Origin of the sequence: Acinetobacter sp. ACNIH2, from assembly GCF_002934965.1 — a bacterium.
Taxonomy (GTDB): Bacteria; Pseudomonadota; Gammaproteobacteria; order Pseudomonadales; family Moraxellaceae; genus Acinetobacter; species Acinetobacter tandoii.
Window position 1 is genome coordinate 271557 of sequence record NZ_CP026412.1, and the last position, 23022, is coordinate 294578.

22 protein-coding genes and 2 pseudogenes are annotated in these 23022 nt (G+C 39.6%); 14 read left to right on the forward strand and 10 right to left on the reverse strand.

From position 1 onward, the window contains the following. The 3 genes and pseudogenes from mltB to C3F34_RS01145 all read left to right on the forward strand — a co-directional run. Positions 1–1002, forward strand: coding sequence for a lytic murein transglycosylase B (gene mltB, locus C3F34_RS01135; protein WP_104440895.1), 1002 nt, complete (start codon positions 1–3; stop codon positions 1000–1002). A 293-nt stretch (positions 1003–1295) separates the two neighbouring features. Beyond that, positions 1296–1907, forward strand: a complete 612-nt coding sequence (locus C3F34_RS01140; protein WP_016167403.1) for a septal ring lytic transglycosylase RlpA family protein — start codon at positions 1296–1298, stop codon at positions 1905–1907. 125 nt (positions 1908–2032) lie between these two features. Further along, positions 2033–3232 (forward strand): annotated as a pseudogene (locus C3F34_RS01145) (amidohydrolase); the annotation flags it as partial. Between the two features lie 3 nt (positions 3233–3235). On the opposite strand, the gene C3F34_RS01150 reads toward C3F34_RS01145, so the two are convergent. Next, positions 3236–3898, reverse strand: a complete 663-nt coding sequence (locus tag C3F34_RS01150) for an IS1595 family transposase (protein ID WP_104440784.1) — start codon at positions 3896–3898, stop codon at positions 3236–3238. A 40-nt stretch (positions 3899–3938) separates the two neighbouring features. On the opposite strand from C3F34_RS01150, the pseudogene C3F34_RS01155 reads away from it, so the two are divergent. After that, a pseudogene (locus C3F34_RS01155) lies at positions 3939–4550 on the forward strand (amidohydrolase); the annotation flags it as partial. A gap of 180 nt (positions 4551–4730) precedes the next feature. Next, entirely contained in the window at positions 4731–5186 is a 456-nt protein-coding gene (locus C3F34_RS01160; protein ID WP_104440897.1) for a DUF962 domain-containing protein, read from the forward strand. Positions 5187–5248: 62 nt separating this feature from the next. On the opposite strand, the gene C3F34_RS01165 is transcribed toward C3F34_RS01160, so the two are convergent. From C3F34_RS01165 to rpsB, 6 genes are all read right to left on the reverse strand, one after another. Next, the gene (locus C3F34_RS01165; RefSeq protein WP_044739371.1) at positions 5249–5563 is read right to left on the reverse strand and encodes an AzlD domain-containing protein; all 315 of its coding nucleotides are present in this window, start codon (positions 5561–5563) and stop codon (positions 5249–5251) included. Beyond that, a complete protein-coding gene (locus C3F34_RS01170; protein WP_044739370.1) occupies positions 5560–6273 on the reverse strand; it encodes an AzlC family ABC transporter permease in 714 nt (237 codons plus the stop codon). The genes C3F34_RS01165 and C3F34_RS01170 overlap by 4 nt, the downstream gene beginning before the upstream one ends. Positions 6274–6448: 175 nt before the next feature. Further along, positions 6449–7279 carry a helix-turn-helix transcriptional regulator gene (locus C3F34_RS01175; RefSeq protein WP_044739369.1) on the reverse strand — a complete coding sequence of 277 codons (831 nt, stop codon included), beginning with the start codon at positions 7277–7279 and terminating at the stop codon, positions 6449–6451. A 95-nt stretch (positions 7280–7374) separates the two neighbouring features. Continuing rightward, complete coding sequence (locus C3F34_RS01180) at positions 7375–7851, reverse strand: DUF3465 domain-containing protein (protein ID WP_104440898.1); 477 nt, start codon at positions 7849–7851, stop codon at positions 7375–7377. Positions 7852–7914: 63 nt separating this feature from the next. Beyond that, positions 7915–8790, reverse strand: a complete 876-nt coding sequence (tsf, locus tag C3F34_RS01185) for a translation elongation factor Ts (protein WP_016167396.1) — start codon at positions 8788–8790, stop codon at positions 7915–7917. Positions 8791–8934: 144 nt separating this feature from the next. Further along, on the reverse strand, positions 8935–9687 hold the full coding sequence (gene rpsB, locus C3F34_RS01190) for a 30S ribosomal protein S2 (protein WP_016167395.1): 753 nt from the start codon (positions 9685–9687) through the stop codon (positions 8935–8937). Between the two features lie 208 nt (positions 9688–9895). Here rpsB and map point away from each other — a divergent pair, with 208 nt between their 5' ends. From map to C3F34_RS01215, 6 genes are all read left to right on the forward strand, one after another. Further along, positions 9896–10741 (forward strand): type I methionyl aminopeptidase, encoded by an 846-nt coding sequence (gene map, locus C3F34_RS01195; RefSeq protein ID WP_016167394.1) that lies wholly within the window; start codon positions 9896–9898, stop codon positions 10739–10741. Between the two features lie 305 nt (positions 10742–11046). Further along, on the forward strand, positions 11047–12117 hold the full coding sequence (locus C3F34_RS01200) for an OmpW/AlkL family protein (RefSeq protein WP_104440899.1): 1071 nt from the start codon (positions 11047–11049) through the stop codon (positions 12115–12117). 426 nt (positions 12118–12543) lie between these two features. Beyond that, positions 12544–13890, forward strand: a complete 1347-nt coding sequence (locus tag C3F34_RS01205) for an MFS transporter (protein WP_104440900.1) — start codon at positions 12544–12546, stop codon at positions 13888–13890. Between the two features lie 372 nt (positions 13891–14262). After that, positions 14263–15477, forward strand: coding sequence for an MFS transporter (locus C3F34_RS01210; protein WP_016167391.1), 1215 nt, complete (start codon positions 14263–14265; stop codon positions 15475–15477). After that, the gene (locus tag C3F34_RS20375; protein ID WP_044739364.1) at positions 15470–15607 is read left to right on the forward strand and encodes a hypothetical protein; all 138 of its coding nucleotides are present in this window, start codon (positions 15470–15472) and stop codon (positions 15605–15607) included. Before C3F34_RS01210 ends, C3F34_RS20375 begins: the two co-directional genes overlap by 8 nt. Positions 15608–15714: 107 nt before the next feature. Next, a complete protein-coding gene (locus tag C3F34_RS01215; RefSeq protein WP_044739363.1) occupies positions 15715–16671 on the forward strand; it encodes a TauD/TfdA dioxygenase family protein in 957 nt (318 codons plus the stop codon). Between the two features lie 74 nt (positions 16672–16745). Here C3F34_RS01215 and sthA read toward each other — a convergent pair whose 3' ends face one another. Further along, positions 16746–18161 (reverse strand): Si-specific NAD(P)(+) transhydrogenase, encoded by a 1416-nt coding sequence (gene sthA, locus C3F34_RS01220; protein ID WP_016167388.1) that lies wholly within the window; start codon positions 18159–18161, stop codon positions 16746–16748. A gap of 195 nt (positions 18162–18356) precedes the next feature. On the opposite strand from sthA, the gene lipA reads away from it, so the two are divergent. Then, positions 18357–19370: a lipoyl synthase gene (lipA, locus tag C3F34_RS01225; RefSeq protein ID WP_104440901.1), complete on the forward strand. Its 1014-nt coding sequence runs from the start codon at positions 18357–18359 to the stop codon at positions 19368–19370. A gap of 83 nt (positions 19371–19453) precedes the next feature. Here the strand turns inward: lipA and C3F34_RS01230 are convergent, their stop codons facing one another. Further along, positions 19454–19711 carry a hypothetical protein gene (locus C3F34_RS01230; protein WP_044739361.1) on the reverse strand — a complete coding sequence of 86 codons (258 nt, stop codon included), beginning with the start codon at positions 19709–19711 and terminating at the stop codon, positions 19454–19456. Positions 19712–20073: 362 nt separating this feature from the next. Between C3F34_RS01230 and C3F34_RS01235 the strand changes: the two genes are divergently transcribed. Together C3F34_RS01235 and C3F34_RS01240 are read left to right on the forward strand one after the other, a co-directional pair. Beyond that, positions 20074–21306, forward strand: coding sequence for an acetamidase/formamidase family protein (locus C3F34_RS01235; protein WP_104440902.1), 1233 nt, complete (start codon positions 20074–20076; stop codon positions 21304–21306). 449 nt (positions 21307–21755) lie between these two features. Further along, positions 21756–22043, forward strand: coding sequence for a hypothetical protein (locus C3F34_RS01240; protein WP_044739359.1), 288 nt, complete (start codon positions 21756–21758; stop codon positions 22041–22043). A 139-nt stretch (positions 22044–22182) separates the two neighbouring features. Here the strand turns inward: C3F34_RS01240 and C3F34_RS01245 are convergent, their stop codons facing one another. Then, entirely contained in the window at positions 22183–22968 is a 786-nt protein-coding gene (locus tag C3F34_RS01245; protein WP_104440903.1) for a 3-hydroxybutyrate dehydrogenase, read from the reverse strand. Between the last annotated feature and the right edge of the window lie 54 nt (positions 22969–23022).

Here is a 23022-nt window from a genome sequence, read left to right on the forward strand (position 1 = left end):
ATGACACATTTGTCTATTAATAAAAAACTGAAGCGTTTATTTTTACTTATTGGTACATTTTCAGCTACCAGTTTTTGCCAAGCCAATGATTTTGCAAATTATCCTCAATATTCCAATTTTAAAGAAAAAACTATGCGGAGCTATGGTCTCACAGCAGAACAAGTCGACTGGGCGATGAATGGTTCACGTAATCTTCCAAATATTATCAATATTATGAACCGACCTGGTGAAAGTAAGCCATGGTATGACTATAAAACCAATTTCATGTCGGAAAGTACCATTCAGCGTGGAGTTCTATTCAAGAATCAATATGCAGATACCTTAAACCGTGCGGAACAGCAATTTGGTGTTCCACAATCTGTGATTTTAGGCATTTTGGGGGTAGAAACAGGTTTTGGTGCAAATAAAGGCAATTTCATCACCCGAGATGCCTTAGCAACCCTTGCATTTGGCTATGAACGTCGTGCTGCTTATTTCCAAGACGAACTGTCTGCACTGATTGCATGGACATATAAAGATGGCGTACCAACTAACTCTATTGTAGGGTCGTATGCAGGTGCAATTGGCTATCCACAATTCATGCCTAGCAACATTCCTAAATATGGTGTGGACTACGATGGCAATGGGCATGTTGACCTAAGAAATTCAGCAGTCGATGCGATTGGTTCTATTGCCAACTATCTCGCTCAACATGGTTGGCAAAGAAATCAACCTATTGGTTTTGCGGCGCGTTACACAGGTTCGACCCCTGATGCCGTTATTGCTAAGAACCTTGAACAACCTACACCTTATGGTGTGTTAAAATCGCAGGGTATTTCCCCCATCAATCCAGTGGTAAAAATTGATGATTTAGATATGGTTAACGTCATTCAACTTCAAGAGAGTTATGGCTCAATTTACTATATTACTTACCCAAATTTTCAAGTGATTACTACCTATAATAAGAGCCGTATGTATGCCACCGCTGTATGGCAATTAGGCACTGAAATTGCTAGCCGCTAAGGCTAGCTTTTTACAAAAAATAAATAAGTCAATCTTTTTTTTAATAAAAAAGCACACAAAATAGGCAAATTACATACTATGTTACAATATTGTATATTTATTAATCATAAAACAATTTAATTACCTACTTTTTGTAAAGAATTCGGTATAAAGACTAGACACCTTCACTGCGGCATGAATATTATCCATCTCGTCAAATGTAGTTGCACAAGTGAATAAATCGACCCGTTTGCTTGTAATTCAATGTTTTACTGCTGAATTACTACTCCGCAAACCCGTCTTTAGGAGATTTTATGCATTCTTCAATGAAATATATTCTTGCCATAGCGACCACGTTCGCCCTGACACAGTCACAGGCCGAATTGGTTCAATCATCGTCATTAAACAATGACAATGATAATTCACGTCTAGCAGCACGTGTATTAAACAAAGATGCTCAGAGCTTTAACTCTCACTTTTCAAATCTAAATAGCCTTTCAATTACTGAGAGTTCTGGAGATAAAATTCGTCGCGAAACGATTGCAGCGAAAATCGAAATCCCAGCAAATGAGCCTTCAGTCATTGACAAGTTAAATGATGTTGCATCCAACACTGTCCGCCAATTTAGCCAAACTGGTGTGGCTTCATGGTATGGTCGTCAGTTTCATGGTCGTAAAACAGCAAACGGTGAAACGTTTGACATGAACGCATTAACGGCAGCTCATCGTAGCCTGCCATTAAACTGCTACATTCGTGTGACCAATAAAAATAACGGCAAAAGTGTGGTTGTAAAAGTGAATGATCGTGGTCCATTCCATGGCAACCGTGTAGTCGATCTTTCTTATGGTGCTGCTAAACAACTTGGTATCACCAATGCAGGGACAGCAAAAGTAAGCATTGAACGCGTTGCAGGTCCTAACTCTTAATTCACGAGTGCAGAATACATTTGACAAAAAGCCACGTTTAAGTGGCTTTTTTTATTTTCTAATTTAATTAATATGTTATTTTAAAAAAGATAAGAAATCGACAACCTGTGGGGGAAAACGATCAAATGACAAAATCAACCCAATATTTAACAACTTCACATTTAAAAACTTTTGCACTGCTAAGTACGGTTTTATTGTCAGCTTGTAGCTACTCCATTTCCAAACACACTCATCGTGGTCAAAAAATAGACCCTAGACAGAATTCCACATTTATTTTACATGGTGGGCCTATTCTTACAATGCAGGGAGATACCCCAACATACGTAGAAGCCATGCTAGTCGAAAATGGCGTAATCAAATTTACAGGCACTCTTGCCAATGCAAAACAAATCAATCCACTTGCACAGCGCTTTAATTTAAAAAACCACACCGTTATTCCAGGGCTCATCGATGCACATAGCCATGCCAACAGCGTTGGATTACAACAAACCGTTGCTAATCTTTATTCACCACCCGATGGCAAAGTTACAGACATCCCCTCCCTGATTCAAGCAATGCAAGCATGGAAAAATAATAATCCTACTTTCATCCAACAAGCTTCAGGCTGGATTATCGGCAACGGATATGATGATGCCCAATTAACTGAAAAGCGCCACCCTACCGCGACTGAACTAGATAAAATCTCAACCGACCAACCTGTCATTATTTTGCATCAATCTGGTCATTTGGCTACGGTCAACACCAAAGCACTCGAACTACTCAAAATTGATGCCAAAACACCAAACCCAACTGGCGGTGTTATCCGTCGTAAAGCAAATTCTAAAGAACCAAATGGCGTACTTGAGGAAAGTGTGGTTTTTAAAGCCATGATTCAAATTTTCCAGCATATGCCGCCCGAAACCATGGAAAAAATGGCACTCACTGCGGTACAAACCTATGCCCAAAATGGTTATACCACCATTCAGGAAGGTCGAGCCGATGCTGGCACTTCAGAAATGTGGCGCAATTTAGCCCAAAATGGAAAATTACCTATCGATTTGGTGGTCTACCCAGACATCAGCACAGAAAAAAACTATATGCTGCAACACGGAACCAATCGAGAATATAAACACCACTATAGAATTGGGGGCGTTAAAATTAGCCTAGATGGATCTCCACAAGGTAAAACCGCTTGGCTGACCAAACCCTATGTCATACCACCTGAAGGTCAAAAAAAATCTTACCGTGGCTATGCCGCTTTTCCGCAACAGAGCACAGTACAAAATCTGATTGACTTGGCTTTCCAGAATAATTGGCAAGGCTCTAGACTAGCAGATTTATACTTAATTTTATCTAATGATGTTCCACAACTCAGTTGCTAACTCATTAGGTTCTCTCATCCAACGCCATTCAGACTCCTTCAGATGGTAGTCAAAATAATCTTTTGAGATACCATTGAACTTGGATAATCTTCGTTTACAGAAACTCCAAAATGATTCTATTCCATTTATGTGACATTGTCCTCTAGCAAACTCATTTGCTCCGTGATTTACCCTGAAATGCTTTGAATAACCAACATCAACTAGACCATTATAGCCTCGCCATCCATCACTATAAATGACACTTTCTAGTGCCACCTTACCTAAGATAACCTTTTGTAAAGTCTTCATTTTACAGTCAGGAACGATTTCAGTATAAACACGCCCATCCCGTTCAAATATTCCAAATACGGGTTGTTTTAAAGTGCCACGACCACGTTTTAACTTCCCATGAAAACCACGTTGTCGTTTAGCGCCAAAATAGCTTTCATCCACTTCAATAGAACCTACAAATTTAGTTCTTAAATCTGTTTGATGATCATAAATAGCTTCCCTAAAAAGCATGTACCAATAGTTGATCGTATTACGATTTAAATTGAGTAATAATGCAGTTTTAGAAGCGGGTATATCAATGCAAAAGCATTGAATGATTTTTTTAATCTTGTAGTGGCTTAATTTACTGTTTTTAATCATGATTACAGACCAACATAACTAGTCTGCTAGTCTAGAGCCTTGGCAAATTTTAGCGCATGCCAATGGTGATGCTGCTATTGATCAGTATTTGAACACCATTGAAAAAGCTACTGCTAAATTTCCAATCCAAGATCGACGTAATGTGATTATTCATGCACAAACCATGCGTGAAGACCAACTAGACAAAGCTAAAGAACTAAAACTCATTCCTTCTTTCTTCTCGCTACATACTTATTACTGGGGAGACTGGCACGCTCATGAAACTTTAGGTTTACAACGTGCTCAAAATATTTCCCCTACAGGCTCCGCCTTAAGAAAAGGAATTTTATTTACTGAACATCATGATGCACCTGTCATTCCTCCAAATAGCATGATGACTTTGGATACCACCGTAAACCGCGTGACCCGTAGCGGTAAAATTTTAGGTGAAGATCAACGTGTCAGTCCTTATCTTGCACTGAAAAGCATGACCAGCTGGGCCGCCTATCAATATTTTGAAGAAGACAGCAAAGGTACACTAGCTCCTGGGAAATTAGCTGATTTTGTCATTCTGGATCAGAACCCCATGACTGTACCGAGTAATCAAATTAAAAATATTAAAGTGCTTGCTACTTTCAAAGAAGGCAAAGAAGTTTTTCACGCAGGAAATTAGATTTGTAAATGCATACCTAAACGCAGTTCAAAATCATTGAGCTGCGTTAATGGATAACAAAAAAAATGATAGAAATGAACTAAAATTTAATTTCAAATTTTGACCTCATTTGTTTTCTATTTTATAGTCTCTCAGGAACAAGGATATAAAAAATACAATAAGCATTTGCAGGAGCAACACATGAAAACAATAAATCAATGGTTCGATGAATATGGTGAAAGTCACCAAAATAAAACCAATAAAATGATTCACTGGCTTTGTGTCCCCACAATTTTATTTTCCATTATTGGTATTTTGGCGCATTTCAGTGTGCTACTTACCGCCCTCATTGTGACCCTCACTCTTATTTTTTATAGTCGACTGGATCTTGTTTTAGCCGTGGCAATGGCAGCCCTAATTTTTGTAATGGCATGGCTGATTTTGATTTTACCTGTCGGTGTAGGTTTTTATATTGCATTGTTCATTTTTGCTTGGATTGGACAATTTTATGGGCATAAAATTGAAGGAAAGAAACCTTCTTTCTTTAAAGACCTCCTATTCCTCCTCATTGGCCCAATTTGGTGTATGGATGCATATCTAAATAAACTGGTGCCCAAATTAAAAACCCATGCTAGAGCGCAAATGAACGCCATTTAGCGCACAAATACAATTTTCACAGTGGAATTTGATCTTCCTGATGTTTTCCACTGTGAACTCGATTAAAACACCCAAGCTTCTAATGCATAAAAAAACAGCAAACTCAAAGCCAAACTGATTAAAATTTTTCTTAAAAATAAGGATACAAGAACACAAAATATCGTGGCATAAAAATAACTATTGCCCTGCAACGATCTCCATTCACCGTGATCAAAAAATATAATCGGCATACAAATTGCGCTCAATAAACACGGTGCTGAATATTTCAACATGCGTTCAAAAAACATTGGAAACTGAATAGCAACTTTAGGTTCTAAAAATAGATAACGATTAAAAAATACAATTGCAGCCAATAAAAAAATAAATGACCAACTCATATTTTTTGCTCCCAATGCTCCAGACACACCGCAACAAACATTCCCAACATGCCTGAGAGTAAAATTGAGGCTTCTACATGCAATGCGGTTAAACACAATGAGCTTAAAATGGTGATGATGACACCGATCAAACTCCTCCAATTTTTAATAAAAGGAACAATAATCGCCACCAAAACTGCAACGATAGAAAAATCTAAATGCAAGCCCGACAAATTCGGAACGGTCGAAGCCAAATAAATTCCTAATAGGCTAAATAGCACCCACGCGAGATAAAAACATAAGCCTGCACCCAATAAATAATATGGTCGACGCAGTTGCTTGGTCATCGCAACTGCAAATAACTCATCCGTCAATAAAAATCCCAAAGGAATTCGGTAATAACTCGCCAAAACCGAAATATCTTTGCGCAAGGTTAAGGCATAAATAAAATGCTGACTGGTTAAGAAAAACACTGTAATTGCAATTGTAAGTATGGTTGCATCGGCAGACCACATTCCCAAACTTACCAGTTGTGCCGCACCCGCAAACACAACCGCCGACATCGCTACTGCCTGTGGAATGCTTAGTCCTGCATCAATGGCAACTGAACCCGCCAAAATCCCCCATGGCAATACTGCAATCGATAAAGGAACGATATCGATTGCACCTTGGATAAAATCTTGTGACTTATGATAGGCCCTAGCCCTTAATTGCTGTTGAGAAAGATCCATAACAACATCTACTGAATAAACACACCAATAAAATAGGTTTTTGCAGCATGCTGATCTTGTACAAAATTGCTGAATAATCATGAAATAATCAAGGCATGGAACGAAGCAAACAATCTTCATTAAATTTATAAATTTTAATTATTTAAATAACACATTAAAGTGAGAGTCACTTCTTCTAACGTAGACTCATCACGTATTGCAAAGGTGTCACCCCCACCGATTTTTTGAAATGCCGATTAAAATGACTCTGATCTGAAAAGCCACATAAATCTGCTACCAAAGCAATATTTTCACCACGTTTTAAAAGCTGTTTCGCTTGGTGCAAACGAAACTGAATGAGCCATGCGTGGGGTGGAAGACCCGTATATTTTTTAAATTGTCGCAAAAAATGCCAAGGGCTTAAACCTGCTGTTTCAGCCAACTCATTCAGGGAATAATCTTTTTCAGGTGCACTCGCTAATAAATCTTTAATCATCAATATACGATTCTGAGCTTCAGGTAATGGCAACTCACCTAGCTTAGTGCGGCTATGATGTGACATTAAATAAGCCAGCGTAGATAGATATAATGTCTGTTTAAATAGTTGATTATCTTTATTTTCTAATAAATCGAACAGCAAGCTAAGTTGTTGTGCCAAGCCTTCATCCTGAATCACTGCGTGGGGAAACCACGGCATGGTTCCTGAAGGTTGAAAAAAATCCTGACTCACATCCCTTAACATTTCAGGTGTTGGATAAATAGCACGATAGCGCCACCCTGTTTCTACTGCAGATGAACCTGTATGCACTTCATCAGCATTCACCAAAATGATATGCCCTTTAGGTGCAATATGCAGTGCACCTGTTCGATAAAACGACTGTGCCCCTTCTTCTATTACCCCAATGCAATAGCCTTCATGCACATGTTTAGAAAATTGTTTTTGTACATAAGAAGCATTCAGTAATTCCAAGCCGCCCAATTCTTGAACGTGCTTAAATTTAACAAACTCATGCTTCACTTCGCTCATACAATCAATTCTTTATTCATGCCAGTCAAATCTATTTCACATGCAAAATATCATGTTTATTTTTACTGTATAGAACAAAATTGCTCTCTAATTCCCTATTGGTACATTCTGCCCTGATATTTTAACCAGCCATCAATATGCTGCCGCTGCGGATCATGATGCGTCCAATGAATAACACCTCCCTTTGAGTTGTATTCATATTCACCATAAAACTCAACCGTATCGCCTTTTTGCAGATTTTCTATTCTAGGCGCCAAATCAATATTATGTGCAACCAATACTGTTAATCCATCCTTTAATAACAATATAAATTTCTGGTGTCTGGAGCCTTCATGATCATCAGCCAGAATTGCTTTAACTACGCCACTCGCACGGACTTGCACATTATTTTGTTGCTGTTGAAATGCCTGTTGTATTTTCTGATGGTCATCAACCGTAAATACTGATTCCGGAGAAGTTGCAATTGGAGATTCATTTTTAGGAGGCGTCTGCTGTTGTTGATTTATGCCAAGATATGCAGCAATAAGAACCAGAATCACCACAACAATTCTAAAATTTGTTTTATTCATCATTTTTTATCCTTTTTATTCGATATAAAAAAAGCCCCTTTTGGGGCTTTTTTTTGCAAAATAAAATTATTTTGCAGCAGCTTGAGCAGCAGCAACTTCTTCAGCAAAAGAAAGTTCAGCTTTTTTCTCAATGCCTTCACCCACTTCGAAACGTACGAATTGAGCAACAGTTGTACCAGTCGCTTTTAATACGTCAGCAACTTTCTTATCGTTGTCGATTACGTACATTTGACGCTCAAGAACAACTTCGTTCAAGTATTTCTCAACTGAACCAGTAACCATCTTCTCAACGATGTTTGCTGGCTTGCCAGACTCAATCGCTTTCGCTTCAGCAATTTCTTTCTCTTTCGCGATAAGCTCAGCAGAAACGCCTTCAGCAGTTACAGCAACTGGGTTGAACGCAGCAACGTGCATTGCAACACCTTTACCAGTGTCAGCTTGACCAGTATAAGCAACTACAACACCAATTTTTAAACCGTGTTTGTAAACTGCAAGGTTTTCACCTTCAACAATTTTAGCACGACGTACTTGGATGTTTTCACCGATTTTTTGAACAAGAGCAATACGCGCTTCTTCAACAGTCGTGCCATCTTCAAGTTTAAGTTCAGCAATTTTAGCAGCATCAGTTTCGCCAGCAGCAAGTGCAGCAGCAGCAACTTTAGCAGAGAAGCCAGCAAAGTTTTCGTCTTTAGCAACGAAGTCAGTTTGGCAGTTTACTTCTAAAAGAATAGCTTTGTTGCCTTCTTGAGCGATAGTAATCGCGCCGTCAGCAGCGATGTTACCCGCTTTTTTAGCAGCTTTAGCTTGACCAGATTTACGTAGGTTATCAATCGCTAATTCGATGTCACCATTCGCTTCTGTTAATGCTTTTTTACATTCCATCATTGCTAAACCAGTACGGTCACGCAATTCTTTAACCATGCTTGCAGTAATAGCAGTCATGTGTATCTCCTAAAAATCGGTAGAAAATGAATTCTTTTTAGAACAGAAACGGCCCAGAGGGATGCTCATGGGCCGTCTGCATACATGACGCTTACTTTGCCACCATCACATGTCGCAAAAATGACAAGCTTGCGTCAAAACGCATTAAGCCTCAGGAGCTTCTTTAGCAGCTTCGTCGCCTTTTGCTTGTGCATTTGCTTGAGTTTGAGCGTACTCTTTACCAGCAAGGATCGCATCAGCCATCGCAGAAGCGTAAAGTGTTACTGCACGGATCGCATCGTCATTACCCGGGATAACGAAATCAACGTTGTCTGGGTTAGAGTTTGTATCAACGATACCGATTACAGGAATACCAAGGTTTTTAGCTTCTTTAATCGCGATTGATTCATGATCAACGTCGATTACGAATAATGCGTCAGGTAAACCACCCATGTTTTTCACGCCGCCTAAAGCACGCTCAAGTTTTTCCATCTCACGAGTACGCTCTAAAGCTTCACGTTTAGTAAGCTTAGCGAAAGTACCGTCTTGAGATTGAGTTTGAAGGTCTTTTAAACGGTTGATAGATTGGCGAAGTGTTTTCCAGTTCGTCAACATACCACCTAACCAACGGTGATCTACATATGGTTGACCAGCGCGTTGAGCTTGTTCACGGATGATGTTAGAAGCAGCACGTTTAGTACCAACGAACAATACTTTGTTCTTTTTGCTTGCAAGATTGTTAACAAAGTTCAAAGCATCATTTAACGCAGGAACAGTGTGCTCAAGGTTGATGATGTGAATTTTGTTACGCGCGCCAAAAATGTATTGACGCATTTTTGGGTTCCAGAAACGAGTTTGGTGACCAAAGTGCGCACCTGCTTGAAGAAGGTCGCGCATGCTTACGTTGTAATCTGCCATTTTCTTTACCTTAAAGTTTGGGTTAGGCCTCCATATATCCGCATTCTCCACCCTTTTAGGGCACCCAGAGTAATGTGTCGATATATGTGCGGATTTTATTGCCCCATCGCACAAAGCCCGTGAAATTTATTCACGAAAAAGCATTTGATAAAATGGGCGGCTATTTATACCATAGTCACATACAAATTTCCAAAAGTTTTTAGAGATCATGAATACAACTTATCAAGCTCCCCGTCGATTAATTAAAACTGCCGATGAAATTGAAAAAATGCGCGTGGCAGGACGACTGGCGGCAGAAGTGTTGGATATGATCAAACCGCATATCAAACCAGGGGTAACAACCCTCGAATTAGACACGATTTGTCACGATTATATTGTGAATGTACAAAATGCGATCCCTGCATGTTTAGGTTATGGTGCGGCACCTGGTCGTCCAGCATTTCAACATACCATTTGCACTTCAGTGAACCATGTGGTATGTCACGGTATTCCATCTGAAAGCAAAATCTTAAAGAAAGGTGATATTTTAAATATTGACGTCACTGTAATTAAAGATGGTTATCACGGCGATACCAATATGATGTACGTGGTGGGTGAAGAGACATCTATTCTTGCTGACCGCTTATGTAAAGTTGCTCAAGAAGCCATGTACCGTGGTATTGCGACGGTTAAACCAGGTTCGACCATTGGTGATATTGGTCTGGCTATTCAAAAATATGTTGAATCTGAACGCTTTAGCGTTGTACGTGAATACTGTGGTCACGGTATTGGTACGGTGTTCCATGATGAACCACAAGTATTGCATTATGGTCAAGGCAACAGCGGTATGATTCTTGAAGAAGGCATGACCTTTACCATTGAGCCAATGGTAAATGCAGGCGTATGGCAAACCAAGTTGCTGGGTGATAAATGGACAGTTGTGACCAAAGATCATAAATTGTCTGCGCAATATGAACACACCATTTTAGTCACTAAAGATGGTGTGGAAATTTTAACTGCACGCCCTGAAGAAGATTTATCACGTTTTCAAACTGAAGCAGTGTCATTGGCTTAAAATCTAAGTCAGTTGTCAAAAAGGTCACCTTCGGGTGATCTTTTTTTTATATCCAAAAACAACCACCCCAAACCATTTCTTTTTCATTAATAAGTATTTAGAAAAGACTCAAACAAGATTTATCACGCCCTATCACGCTTTTTATAAATAACATGATTGATTGATAAGTAACAGAACCATAAAAAAATTACGGTAATTTTCACAATTTTTTAAAACTATGCCTGTTTTAAAACAACAGTTTTCTTTCGCCGCGCTATTGAATAATGCCCTGAATAAAAATGATGAAAATGGACATGGAGTCCCCTATGCAAAAAACAGGATTAGCATTTTCAATTGCGATTACCCTTATTCCTACATTTAGCCATGCTACATCCCCCTATTTCAGCCTAGAAGATGGTGATGGCTTTAAACGTTTTTCCATTTCTGTGGGTGCATTACATGTTATGCCACAAGGTCAAGTTCAACCGTTTCGAGTCAATACAGCAGTCAAGGAAGGTGAAACCGCAAAGGTCGGCAATATTCAGGCACAAACTGTTTTAGACAATATTCGGCCAGGCAGTGACGTTAATCCACTGTTAAAGGCAGCTCTTAAAGGATTGGCTGCAATTGATGCTCCCGTCCCTTCAAGTCTCAGTGGTACTGCCGAAATACACGGCTTAAGCCAATGGGATAATGCAGGTACTGGACTTCAAGCAGATGATGTTACAACTTTAGGCATCATGAGCAATTATTTCTTTACCGACCATGTTTCAGTTGAGGTCAAAGCAGGGATTCCCCCTAAGGTCGATTTACAAGGTCAAGGAAAAATCTATGCTCCCTTTTCTGCTATTGCCAGTCCTTTAGGCAGTGTTTTAGGTCAACTGAAACTTGAAAATGATATTTTGATTACTGATTTGTCAGCTCACGGCGCTGCTGCTTCGGCTCGGGCATGGACACCAGCATTTGAATTGCAATATCACTTTGGCAAAACTGGGGTGAATAAATTTCGTCCCTATGTTGGTTTAGGCGTCATGTATGCTTATTTTAATGAATTAGAAATGAACCCACGCATTGAACAAGATTTAATTGCCGCTGGTCATATGATTGCCAATATTAAAGAAGGTCATGCTGGCGGATCTTTAGAAGGTAAAACCAGTTCAGCCAATCCTCAAGTGGATCTTGAAGCATCTGATGCCTTTGCACCGATTGCCACAGTTGGATTTACCTACGATTTTAATAGCAATTGGTTTGCTGTTGGCTCGGTCAGTTACGCTCAACTCAGTAATGACACCACCATTACCGTGACCGATGCCAAACTCGGTGAACTTATCCGCTCTAAAGCCGATATTGAAATTAATCCAATTCTCGCTTATGCCGGTATTGGCTATCGCTTCTAAAATACTAGAACTCATTCGGATTTATCTTCACGGTATTCATTAAAATAGTATGAAGACCGTGGATTAACTCCTGAGTTTTATCCCTCCAACTTCTCATCTAAAGTGCATTGTTCTGATGCACTTTTATTGAATGATTTAAAGAATGTATTATTTTTGATCAGATTTTATCCTTTTTATCCAGCGTCATTTTCTCAGAATTTCATAATCTCTGAACCTATATTAACCAATAGACTCAAATGTTTAATCATTGTATCTGTTAAATCAATGCAAAATCGTACTTTTGGCATATTGCTTGCATTTTAATCTATAAGATGAATCAACGTCGATTCACATAATACATAGACGGCCAACGATGTCCGTTCTGATCGGATTACAAGTCACTCGAAAAGCTTGTAAACAAAATTACGCTCAGTTCAGGGGATGGTTATGTCTTCAGCAATAAATAGCGATGCAAAAAAAGCGACACAAATTAAACTTTTTAATTTTTCTACACCCGCCATGCGTGCGTTCCATATGACTTGGCTCGCATTCTTTGTTTGCTTCTTCGCATGGTTTGCTTGCGCACCGCTCATGCCTATAATTAAAGGCGAATTTAATTTAACCAAAGATCAAATTGCCAACATTAATATTGCAGCCGTTGCGATTACTATTTTAATTCGCCTGATTGTCGGTCCATTGTGTGATAAATATGGACCGAGAAAGACCTATACGGCCCTTTTATTACTCGGCAGTATTCCTGTATTTGGCGTTGCAGCCGCCAATACCTACGAATCTTTTTTATTTTTCCGTTTACTGATTGGTGCCATTGGCGCGAGTTTTGTGATTACCCAATATCATACCAGTATTATGTTTGCACCGAATGTGGTGGGTACAGCAAACGCGGCAGCGGCTGGTTGGGGTAATGCAGGCGGCGGTGCAACACAAGCCCTCATGCCACTTCTTCTTGGGGCAATTGTAATGTTTGGTGTAGAACAAAGCATGGGATGGCGCATTGCTCTGCTTGTACCGGGCATCATGATGGTGATTGTGGGCATCTTATATTGGAAGCTCACTCAAGATTGCCCTCAAGGGAATTTTAAAGAAGTCCGTGCGCAAGGTATTAAAGTCGGTAGCGGTAAAAAAGGTGGTACAGCAATTTTGCTGCAAGCTGCACGCAATTATCGCGTTTGGATTCTGTTCGTGTCTTATGCTGCATGTTTTGGTATTGAAATTTTCATTCATAATGTTGCTGCAATGTATTATGTAGATCACTTCAATATAGGCCTTAAAGAGGCAGGTTTAACTGCGGGTATCTTTGGGCTATTGGCACTTTTTGCTCGTGCTTTGGGTGGCATTGTTTCAGATAAAATTGCAATCGCAAAAGGCCTAGATGGACGCACCAAAGTGTTATTCACGCTAGTCTTACTTGAAGGTTTATTCTTAATCGTATTCTCTCAAATGAATACCATCACACTCGCTATTATCAGCATGACCATATTTGCACTCTTTACCCATATGGCATGTGGGGCTACTTATGCACTGGTGCCTTTTATTGACCGTGATGCTTTAGGAGGTGTTGCAGGAATTATTGGTGCTGGGGGTAATGTGGGTGCAGTAGCCGCTGGCTTTTTATTGAAAGGTGTATTAGACGTACAAACTTGCCTATTCATCCTTGGCGGTTTAGTCACAGTTGCAGCCTTTAGTGTCATTTTAATTCGCTTTTCAGTTGAACATAAAACCAAAGAAAAACAACTTTTTGATCAAGCTGTATTAGAGCGAAATAGTTTAGCGTAAAACTTTAAATCCTCAGGTACAGATGAGGGTGTATTCACTCTCTGTACCTGATCAAAATAAACTACTGTTTCTTATGTAAAATATTCACTTGATTCGTAGAACCAAAAATCACTCATGCATATAAAATTAATTCTTGAATGTATAAATCCAGCGAAATGACAAATCTGCGTTACCAAATGTTGAACTATTTCTAATCCAACAATGTCCTAAATATGCAAATAATGACTATTTCAGTAGCTCTCACATATTCATAAGTCTGCACTAATCCCCCAATCATTACGTCACTTTTCAAATGTTTTAATCAAATATCGAAATTAATCGATATATTGCGTACAATACAGCCAAACTCATATTTCAAAGACGAATGCGGCAATGACCCAAAGTCAATTTTCAAAACCTCTTATTTATATGCTGATTGGCAGCGCTATCATTTTGGCGCTTTCGCTAGGTGTTCGACATGCATTTGGACTCTATTTGGTTCCTATGAGCCATGAATTTGGTTGGGGGCATAACGTCTTTAGTTTAGCAATCGCATTACAAAACCTGATTTGGGGTGCTGTACAGCCAATTACGGGAGCTTTTGCCGACAAATATGGCAGTAAAGTTGTTGTCACTGTAGGAGGTATTCTCTACGCGATTGGCTTATTACTCATGTCCGTCAGCTCAACTGGCTTTATGCTGAATGTCAGTGTTGGTCTGATTTTAGGTTTAGCTTTATCTGCAACTTCTTTTCCTGTGTTACTTTCTGCGGTTGGGCGTGCAGCCCCACCTGAAAAACGTAGTTTGGCTATGGGCATTGCCAGTGCAGCAGGCTCTTTTGGACAATTTATTATGCTGCCGTCAACCTTATTGCTATTGCAAAATATTGGTTGGTCAGCCGCTTTAATTGTCAGTGCTATTTTAATTGCCTTTATTGTTCCACTTGCTTGGATGCTAAAAGCACCCATGTATGTTGCACCGAATAGCCAAACCACAAGTAGTGCACCTGCCCTCAGTTTTAAACAAATTTTGAACATTGCAAAAGCACATAAACCTTTCTGGTTTTTATCTTTAGGTTTTATGGTGTGTGGCTTCCAAGTGGTGTTTATTGGTATTCACCTGCCTGGTTATCTGATTGATCACGGTTTTGATGCGACCACGGGCACGGTGTTTTTAGCCCTTGTTGGGTTATTCAATATCTTTGGTACGTACGGCGCGGGCTGGTTAGGGGGTAAATTTTCCAAACCTAAACTGCTCATGGGTTTATATGCGCTGCGCGGCATCACTATTATTGCTTTTCTAGCCTTACCGTTAAGTACATGGACAATCTATAGTTTTGGCGTCATTATGGGTTTATTATGGTTATCTACCGTCCCATTAACCAACGGGATTGTCGCCAATATGTTCGGCATTCGCTATTTGTCTATGCTCAGCGGTATTGTATTTTTTACCCATCAAGTCGGATCTTTTTTTGGTGGATGGCTCGGTGGCGTGAATCATGACATGACAGGAAATTATCAAGCAGTTTGGATGATTTCAATTGCGCTCAGTGTTTTAGGTGTACTGGTTCATTTCTTTGTCGATGAAAAGGCGGTGGTCCATGAATAATTCATCTCTGTTTTGGCTTAAGACATCGATTAGCGTGGTTGTACTGGGACTCAGTATTGCTGCCATTGCACTCTGGCTACAAACACCGCAACTCTTCGAGTACTTTAATCAAGCATTCTGCCCACACTAATCTCTTCAAGACTGGCTCTAGTTTTCATAAACTCAGCATTTATTCTTATTTCAAAAAATGCTGGGTTTTTCTTAGTTTAAAACAACAAGAAATTTAGAGTAATAACAATGACCAGTCTTACACAACTTTCTCAAGCTATTCATGATGCACCACAATGGCATTTAGCTGAAGCTCTTCAACATCCAAATGAAATTCAAATTATCCCATTGAAAGATCAAGCTTTAGGCGCGGTTGTGACAGGTTTAGATGCACGTAAAGCACAGTCAGGCGAAACCATTTTCCGTCTTAAACAAGCCCTAGCAGAGCATTTAGTTTTGATCTTTAAACAACAAAGTTTAGATGATTTACAGTATCTAGCTTTTGCCAGCTACTTTGGTTCCATTTTCCGCCCAAGTGCAGATAATCCCGTACTTGCCAGCCAATCGGATACTGGCGTCCCACCTGATGTTGTACCTGTATCAAATGCAGTGGGGCAAGGAGACTACACAGGACACGGCGAGCTAAGCCCACATGCCGATCACCAATGGACACCTCTTCCCTCTTTCGGCTCACTGCTTTATGCCATTGAACTTCCACAAAGCGGTGGACAAACCACTTGGTTCAATACCATTAAAGCCTATGATGCCCTCTCAGATGAGATTAAAAAGAAAATCGACGCGTTACAGCTCATTACCTATAACCCCTTTGTCCGTGCACAAAGTAATAAAGGGACAAGTGGTTACGCAGATTCACCTTACTACCGCTTTAAAGATCAACCTATTCTAGGACATGCCTATCCACATCCACTTGTACGCATTCACCCTGAAACGGGACGTAAAGCATTGTGGCTGAATACACGTTCGGAAGTTGAATTGGTCAATGTCGATGATATTGAAGGCAGTAAACTCATCGCAGAGCTACGCGCGCATATTCTAAAACCAGAGTTCCGTTACGAACATCATTGGGAAACGGGAGATATCGTGTTTTGGGACAATCAAGTCACATTACATTCGAGAACACCCTTTCCCGCAGAACAACGTCGCCTATTAAAACGTATTAGCTTGGCAGGTGCTCGACCTTTCTAAACGATATTCATCATTTCTCAGCGCATAAAAAAGCCCATTAATTAAAATGGGCTTTTATTCACTTCACTGAATGTTTAGAACAAACGGTTCATACCATTCAAAGTCGCTACACGGTAGGCTTCAGCCATTGTTGGGTAGTTAAATGTCGTTTCCACAAAATACTTGATCGTATTATTTGGACTGTTCATCACTGCTTGACCAATGTGAATAATTTCCGCAGCGTTATTACCAAAACAATGTACGCCCAAAATTTCCAAAGTATCGCGGTGGAATAAAATCTTCAACTCACCGACGGTATCGCCTGTAATTTGCGCACGAGCTAAATGACGGAAAGATGCCTGCCCCACTTCATAGGGAATTTTTTCTTCCGTTAATTGCTGTTCATTCTTACCAATCGAAGAAATTTCTGGAATGGTGTAAATCCCTGTAGGAATATCAACTACAGGTTCAATACCTTCTTCACCACTCATATTTGCCCCTGCACAACGACCTTGGTCATAAGCAGCAGAAGCCAAAGATGGCCAACCAATTACATCACCTGCAGCGTAAATATTCTCAACTTCAGTTTGATATTGATCATTTACAGTAATTTGACCGCGGCTGTTTGGCGTAATACCGACATTCTCTAGTCCAAGACCATCTGTATTACCAGAACGGCCATTACACCATAAAATCGCATCAGCCTTAATTTTCTTACCACTGAGCAAATGCATCACCACGTGATCATCGAAAGTTTCAAGATGATCAATCTGTTCGTTATGACGAATCAATACACCCTGCTCACGCAAGTGATATGACAAGGCATCTGAAATTTCATCATCTAAATAGCTGAGCAATTTCATTTGGGTATTGATCAGATCAACTTTATGATCCAATCCAATGAAAATTGACGCATATTCGCAGCCAATTACACCTGCACCATAAATGATGATTTTCTGAATCGAGAAATCCAAATCCAAAATTTTATCTGAATCAAATACACGCGGATGATTAAAATCAAGCATCGCAGGACGATAAGGACGGCTACCTGTCGCAATTACCAACTGCTTGAACATGATGGTTTCTTTAATCCCATCAGGCGTAAAGACCAATACTGTGTTTTGATCTTGGATATAAGCACGCCCATGATAAATATCAATCTTGTTACGATCGTAAAAACGCGAATGTGTTTCTACCTGTTGTTGAATGACTTTATGTGCATTGCGCAGTACTTGCTTCATGGTGAATTGTTTCCAATCCCCCACTTTTTGGAACATTGGATCGCGTTGATAGCGAATAATGCTCGATACTGTTTGACGCAACGCCTTACTCGGAATTGTGCCAACGTGAGTACAGTTTCCCCCCAGTTGCTCTCGCATATCAATAATTGCAACGCGCTTACCAGATTTGGCAAGTTTCATTGCCGCGCCTTCACCAGCTGGGCCCGAACCTAGAACGACCGCATCATATTTCAAGAAAGTTCCACTAACGACCTCTTTCTTACGTGCCATTCAACGCTCCTTTTCTATAAATTTGTGTCTATTTTCACTCTATTATGACTGAAAATAGCTGACTTTGCTGTATTTCATAGTCATATATTGAATGATAACGACATTTAGAAAATGAATAGTGTTTTCGCCCTATCAATGTGCAATTCCGTTATAATGTTTAAATATCTCTCCGTGTAAACAGTGGAAAAGTTGAATATGTCTGAAAGCCGTAAACCTGAACAGGGTATCAAACTTCGTGGTGCAGAAAAAGTTTCACGTATTCCTGTCAAAGTTGTACCTACGGTTGAAGTGCCTCGTAAGCCAGACTGGATTCGTGTCAAGATGACAGCGCCAGAGGAAGTTCAACGCATTAAAACAACTTTACGTGCACAAAAATTACATACTGTATGTGAAGAAGCTGCCTGCCCAAATTTACCAGAATGTTTTGGCGGTGGTACTGCAACCTTTATGATTATGGGTGACATCTGTACTCGTCGTTGTCCATTCTGTGATGTTGCTCATGGTCGTCCAAATGCGCTTGACCCAGATGAACCACGTCATATGGCTGAAACTATTTCCAATTTAGGTTTGAAATATGCCGTAATTACTTCGGTAGACCGTGATGATCTATTGGATGGTGGCGCACAGCACTTTGTAGATTGTATTAAAGAAGCTCGTAACTTAAGCCCGAAAACTCTACTCGAAATTTTGGTGCCAGACTTCCGTGGTCGTATGGATATTGCCTTACGTATTATGACTGAATGCCCACCAGACGTGTTTAACCACAATATCGAAACTGTGCCACGTTTGTATAAAGCGATGCGTCCAGGTTCAGATTACCAACACTCTTTAACGCTACTTAAAATGTTTAAAGAGTACTGCCCTGATGTTCCAACCAAATGTGGTTTGATGGTCGGTATTGGTGAAACTGAAGAAGAAGTCATTGCACTATTAGATGACTTACGTGCCCATGATGTAGACTATGTAACCATCGGTCAGTATTTACAGCCATCTAAAGAACATGCACCGATTGACCGTTTTGTCAGCCCAGAAGAATTCGAGCGTTACGCAGAACATGGTCGTAAACTTGGTTTTAGAAACATCTGGTCTGCACCAATGGTTCGATCAAGTTACTTTGCTGACCGCCAATACTATGGCGAACCTGTACCCGCAGTGCGTCGTAAAGTTGACCCAGCAAAGAAAATTACAGTGCAAACAATTGAAGCTTAATTAAGTCTTTGATTTTAAAAACCCTTTAAATACATAATTTAAAGGGTTTTTTATTGTCATAAACATCAATTAAAGCGATTACGCTATATCCAGTACACGTTAAAACTATAAAAGAACTCATTTACTTCGAAACGAACTTGATAACCCAACTGGGTCAATTCAGCCGAAAGCTCCCGAATTTCACTAAGCGGCAAATGCTTAGGTAAAACAGCAAATACTGCTGTATTCCCCTGCTGAGCACTTTCTTCGATTAATTTTGCTAAGCGCTCTTTATAGAGGTTGATATCCAATTTGGCGGTTGCCGTAAGAATTTTGGCATGTTCGGCGGTAATAAAGCTCATTCTTGTTCTCTTGGTATTGATGAATTATTTCTTTTGATCATAGCAAACAGAATAGAGATAAAGTTGAAAAATTGTACGGATTTTTATCTTTAAATTTCTAACATGATCTATTTTCAAGAACTGGGATGATGAGGTGATTGTATAAAAATATGACCAATTCAAAAGTTGCTCTAAAACTAAGCATATTTTACCTATGAGTAAATAACCCTCCAATAAATTGCATCATCATAAGTCAAATTAACTAATTTAATTTTCACACAATTTATTAGAAGTATTGAATTGATTGAGAAATCAAAATTGGCATAAGGATTGCTATATATCAAATACATAGATTGGAGATAGATTAAGTAAAGGTTAAACTTATGTTGAAAATTAAACTTATTTCATTGGCTGTATTAACGACATTGAGCTCAGCATTCACCTATGCCGATGATTTCAAAATTCTTAAACAAATATCTGAAAAACCAACCTTACTTAAAGAGGGTGCATATAAAGGCAACTACTATGTACCATCCACACTAAATACCATTACTTGGGGCTATTTACCCAATCGAGATGCAAAACCAGTTTTGACGGTAAATTCTGGAAGCATTGTCACATTCGATACGGTCTCCCATGAAGGTTTACTTGAAGATCAAGGCCGTGATGCAGACAAATATTTCCAATCTAAAGGGGTCAAGTCTGAATATATTCTAGATGAAGCCAAAAAAATTACTCAATCCAAATTAGCACATGACTTCCATAAAGATGGCCCCCACATTGTTACAGGGCCAGTTGCCATTGCAGGTGCTGAGCCTGGGGATATTTTAAAAGTCGAAGTGATTAAGGTCGAACCACGTGTACCCTATGGTGTAATTTCGAATCGACATGGAAAAGGAGCATTGGTCGGAGAATTCCCAAAGACACCTCAACAAGATAATCCATCTGCTGAACATCCTGAACGTTTCGGCAATGTTTCAATTTTCACCCCAATTGAAAAGAATGCTCAAGGTGAATATGAAGGTGTATTAAAAACCGCGTCAGGTAAAGCGATTCGTTTCCCGCTTTACCCTTTTATGGGCATTATGGGGGTAGCTGCAAATACTTCTGAACCTGTTCACTCTGTACCACCGGCATTGTATGGTGGAAATATTGATATTAATGAGCTTGGTGCGGGTGCAACTGCCTATTATCCAGTACAAGTCAAAGGTGCACTTTTTTACACAGGCGATAGCCATTTCTCGCAAGGTGATGGTGAAGTCGCACTGACAGCATTGGAAGCATCAGCGCGTGCAACCCTCAAATTTACCTTATTAAAGGCTGGTAAGGACAAGATTCCAGGTCAAGAAATTAAACAACCTTTAGCAGAGAATGCAGAGTTTTGGATTACTCCAGGTTTAGATGCCGATCTAGATGAAGCGATGAAAAAATCTACCCGTGAAGCAATCCGTTTTTTACATCAAGAATATGGTATTGATGAAGCGACTGCCTATGCTTACTTAAGTGCTGCAACAGATTTTGAAGTTTCACAAGTGGTTGACCGCACTAAAGGTATTCATGCCAAAATCCGCAAAGCTGATTTTAAAGAGTTTGAGCCAACCAATCCTAACAAATAACGAATCCTTAAACTGAAAATGAAGGTGATTGCACAATCGCCTTCGTTGAATAAATAGCTTCAATACAATCGATAGAGGTGATTCTCGTACCCATTACATCAGTTTAAATTCACTGTTGTTTACATCTCATCACCACATTTATACGGCAAACCATTGATTAAAAAATACTCAAAGTCATAAACTATTTATATAAGCTACAGGATAACAATAATGACAGGATTCAAACTCTTTACGTACTTAACGATGAGGATGCCCAGATAATTTAAGCCAGTAACAACTTTCGATCTCATGTGAACTAGGGCAAATTGATCTGTTTCGAAAAGCCTAATTGCCCCTGAAACTCAAAGTCATTTAAATGCTCGACCCAATTCTGATCTGAATATATCCTGCTTAAAGTGTCATTCCAGTACTGTAAGTTTGCGCCTAGGAAGGTTTTATAGGAGGTTGATATGAATTTTCTGACAAATTTATTGGTCGCAAAACCTCTTTCCATTTTCGGGATTGCCTGTATCTTTTTTATCGGCTATTTAATTGTACGTAATTTTAGCCACCAGCATAGTGCAAAATATTTAGGCCTAACCTCAATTTTATGGCTGCTTTATGCGCTGTGGGAATTTTTTGTTCAGCTCAAATCACCAGACACCAATATTCGTATTGATTTACTCATTATCTGGCCGGTAATTTTTATACTGACTTTCATTTCCATGCTGTTGCTGTTTTTTAAAAGTGAAAAATAAATGACCATCAGAAATACATCTACCCTCCAAAAAAGAACCAGCCGTTTCCGACTGGTTAAGGAAAAAAGCGACGACTCCATCTAAAGAATAGCGATTCTTTTATGGCTGGATAGAGTCGTCTCTCAATTTATAAGTATTGTTATTGTGCAGTGTATCCTCCATCCATGACTACAGCCTGCCCCGTAATACCGGCACCTTTGTCACTGGCCAAGAAAATTGCATAATCAGCAATTTCTTCAACACGAAGCAAACGCTTTTGTGGCACCATCGCTAAAATCACATCTTCAAGTGCGGAGTCCAAACTCACATTACGCGTTTTAGCTAAATCTGCAATTTGACCACGAACCAATGGCGTATCCACATAACCTGGACACAGTGCATTTACGGTAATGCCATCACGAGCACACTCTAAAGCTGCAACTTTAGTTAGCCCAATCACACCATGTTTGGCACTGTTATAACCCGCTTTACCCGCAAATCCAATTAAGCCATTAATCGATGCCATATTAATAATACGACCTGATTTCTGTGCTTTCATAATTGGAAAGGCATGTTTGATTCCAATAAAAGAACCTGTCAGCATCACTTGAATCAGTTTTTGATACACTGCTGTTGGAAATTCTTCAATTGGCGCGACATGCTGAAAGCCCGCGTTATTAATCAAAATATCCAAAGTTCCAAAAGTGTTTTGCGTTAATTCAATTGCTGCCTGATATTCGGCTTCATCCGTCACATCACAAGGGGCTGAAAGTGCCTGAAAACCCTGTGCTTTTAGTGCTTCAGCCGTTTCCTGACTTTTTTCAGCATTCATGTCGGAGATCACAACTTTTGCACCTTCTTGTGCAAATTTTTTGGCAATTTCTAAACCAATGCCACTGGCCGAACCTGTAATAAATGCAACTTTATTTTCTAATTGCAAGCTCATGACTCACTCCTTTTACATCTAGCCTGCAACTTGTACAGGCCTAGTCCTCAACGT